The 3,450-nt window shown below is 37.0% G+C and carries 2 protein-coding genes; one reads left to right on the plus strand and one right to left on the minus strand.

Annotated features, from left to right (window positions below; all coding sequences use genetic code 11):
- Positions 1–429: 429 nt before the first annotated feature.
- Positions 430–1,680, minus strand: coding sequence for a DEAD/DEAH box helicase (locus tag HRT50_RS18310; protein WP_291617182.1), 1,251 nt, complete (start codon positions 1,678–1,680; stop codon positions 430–432).
- 91 nt (positions 1,681–1,771) lie between these two features.
- Here HRT50_RS18310 and HRT50_RS18315 point away from each other — a divergent pair, with 91 nt between their 5' ends.
- Positions 1,772–3,361, plus strand: a complete 1,590-nt coding sequence (locus HRT50_RS18315) for a response regulator (RefSeq protein WP_291617184.1) — start codon at positions 1,772–1,774, stop codon at positions 3,359–3,361.
- Positions 3,362–3,450 lie beyond the last annotated feature (89 nt).

Here is a 3,450-nt window from a genome sequence, read left to right on the forward strand (position 1 = left end):
AATGTGAGTGCTCACACAAATTGCATGATAACTAATTGTTAAAGAATTGAGGTCTTAATCGCATTCGTTAAGTACCTGTTACTCCTTGCTAACGTTGCCGTTTGCCCGAAGCAGGATGCGTATAATACGCTTCCGAGTTTTGAAGTCAACGTTTTTCTTAATTAAAAGTAAAGTATTTTAAAACACTTTAAAACGAGACGTTAAGTTAGCTTATTCACTCTAAAAGTGAGTAGATAACTTATCAAAACGTCCAGTTGGTAAAGGTTTTTGCCTGAACCCCTTGGAACTGGAGCGCATTGTAGTGAGTTTTAGCTTTAGTACAAGGGTTAATTTCACTTTCTTGTTTGTTCGATTATAAATACCGCTATTCACCTACAAGCTGAATCAATATAGCTCGTAAATAGCGCAAAAGCACATAAGCCTTAATAATTACCTTCTGCTACTTTTTGATCTTGGTCTTCTTTGATTCGACTTATCTCCCGATGAGAATGCCTTTTTTCGTGCATTTTTCTTATTAATGGGCTTTTTGTCTGCTTGAGAAGTTTTTGTTAAGTCCGGTTCATAGCCAGGTAACCACTGTTGCAATAGACTTATCTCAAGTAACTCCTCTATAGCTGTTAGTAACCATTCTTCTCCTGCACTCACTAACGACACAGCCAAGCCAGAATTCCCTGCTCTTGCCGTACGCCCTATACGATGAACATAGTCTTCGGCGTTGTATGGAAGTTCATAATTTATAACATGGTTAAGGCCTTTTATATCGATACCTCGCGCTGCTACATCGGTCGCGATTAAAGCCCTTATTTTACCTTCTTTAAATTCATGCAATGCTTTTTCACGAGCACCTTGAGATTTGTCGCCATGTATAGCTAGCGATTTAACGCCATCTTTCGTCATTTCTTTTGCTAAATGATCTGCACATTGCTTTGTGCGGGTAAAAACCAAAACTTGCTGCCAGTTCTTTGAACCTATTAAATAAGAAGTTAACTCTCTTTTACGATCAGCATCTACGGCATAAACAATTTGCTCTACATCATCCGCAGCTTTGTTTTTCTCATCAATTTCGACAATTTTGGGATTAACTAAAATACTTTTACTCATGTTATATATTTCATCAGCAAAAGTTGCAGAGAAAAGTAGAGTTTGTTTATCAATTGGAAGGTATTTACGAATTTGATCGATTTCCTCTTTAAAGCCCATATCCAACATTCGATCTGCTTCATCAAATACGACAGTGTTTATCTGTTCTAAAGAAAGGTGCCCACTTCTAATAAGATCCAATAATCGACCAGGAGTCGCGATTAAAACATCAACCCCCGCTTTTAATTCGCTAATTTGTTTTTTAGTACTTACGCCGCCATAGGCAATGCCAATATTTAGATTGGTGAACTGTCCATAATCGCAGAAGCTTTTGTACACTTGTTGGGCCAACTCTCTAGTCGGCGTTAATACCAAGGCACTTAGTTCTTGTTTACCTGATTGCTTTACAATTAACTTTTGTAGGATTGGTAGTGCAAAAGCAGCCGTTTTGCCAGTGCCTGTTTGCGCTCTTGCCATCACATCATGTTTAGCTAGAATTAAAGGGATACTTTGCTTTTGAATTTCTGTTGGTTCATCATAAGCAGATTCAGCTATTGCTTTAAGCAATGTGGTGTCTAAGGAAAAAGAAGAAAAAGTCATGCGTTTAGCCAGTCAGTATATAATGTGCTAATTGTACCAGAAGACATCTATCACTATCCCGGTAATTAGGGTATTTGATATTAAGGACATTATGGATAAATCCAACTCTAAGAATATGCGGTACTTGATTGTAGATAACATCAAGCCTTCACAGGATATTCTTAAGCAATTTGTTATGGGGCTGACCAATAAGCAAGTGGATAGTACCCACTATGCACAAGACGTTGCGTCAATTTGCCAACAAAAATCTTACGATGTAATTTTATTGGGTTATGATCTCGGGGATAATCAAAAGAATGGTCAACAAATCTTAGAGGAATTGAGAGTAAATGGTTATATAAACAGACATTGTATTGTAATTCTAATTACCGCCGAAGTATCACAATCTATGGTACTTGCAGCACTAGAGCATAAACCTGATCACTATTTATGCAAACCCTACTCTCTGTATGATCTAGATAAACGCTTAAATCATTGTCTTCATAAAAAAAAGGCTATGGCACATATATATCAGGCCCTCGATCAAAGAAATCCTCTCCTGGTCATAGAACGATGTGAAAGTGCACTAGCAAATAAAACGACTTACAAAACTGAATGCTTAGGAATAATTTCAAGACAATACTTTGAGTTGCAGCGTTACGATGAAGCAAAGTCTATCTATATGACCTACCAAAACGCCTCAAATTGTCAATGGGCTACAATAGGCCTTGGAAAATTAGCTCTTCACGAAAATAAACTAAAACATGCAGAAGAATTATTTAAATTACTAATACAGGATTATCCTTTATATTTGTCAAGTTATGACTGGCTTGCTGCTACTTATGAAGAGCAGTTCCATTATGTTTTTGCCGAAGATATTTTAGAAAAAGCGTTAAAGTTGTCACCTCGATCTTTAAGTAGATTAAAGAAGTATGCACAGCTATGTGTTCACAATGAACATTTTTATAAAGCAACGGTCGCATATGAAAATAACCATAAGCTTGCTCATAATTCTATCCACCATTGTGCCGACAATACTATTAAATATGTACAGGCTCTAATCGAACATGCCCCATCACTTCCCCTTGCCGATGCTAAGAAAATGAATAGCAAAGCTTTAATCTTTATGAAACAAATGACACGTGACTTTAAAGATGTAGATATCAGAATCCAATCCCATCTCCTTGGCGCATGCTTATTTGAAATTACCAAAGAAAAAAAATTAGCAAACACTGAAATGCAACTTGGACAGCTACTACTGACAAAGGAACAACAGAATATCCCCCACGAAAAATTAATAGCTATATCACTTACATTAAAAAAGCTTAAAAAAGATAACCTTGCAACACAGATATTACTGACTGATGGAATAGTTAATGCTAAAGATGGAACTGTTGTTAGCTTAAAAGAGCAAGCACAAGCTAATATTGAGATTGGGTTATCATTATATGCAAACAAACATTACCCACAGGCTATTGTTAAGTTGAGAGAGGCTGAAATAATGTTTCCGAAGCATATTGGTATTAAATTAAACCTTTTACAGGTACTGCTTGTATCTCTCGAAGAGAACGACAGGGGTAATAAAAATTTGGATAGTGCCAAGAAGTTATTAGTTGCTGTAGGCGGTTTGAAACTGACTACGGAAGAATCTGAAAGGCTGAAAAAAATGCAAAAAAAATACCAGCTAGTTGCTGGTATTTAGTCTTCCTAACGGAATATGGTGGAGGGAGGTGGATTCGAACCACCGAAGGCTGAGCCGTCAGATTTACAGTCTGATCCCTTTGGCCACTC

The sequence above is a fragment of the Colwellia sp. genome (assembly GCF_013215345.1).
GTDB lineage: Bacteria > Pseudomonadota > Gammaproteobacteria > Enterobacterales > Alteromonadaceae > Colwellia.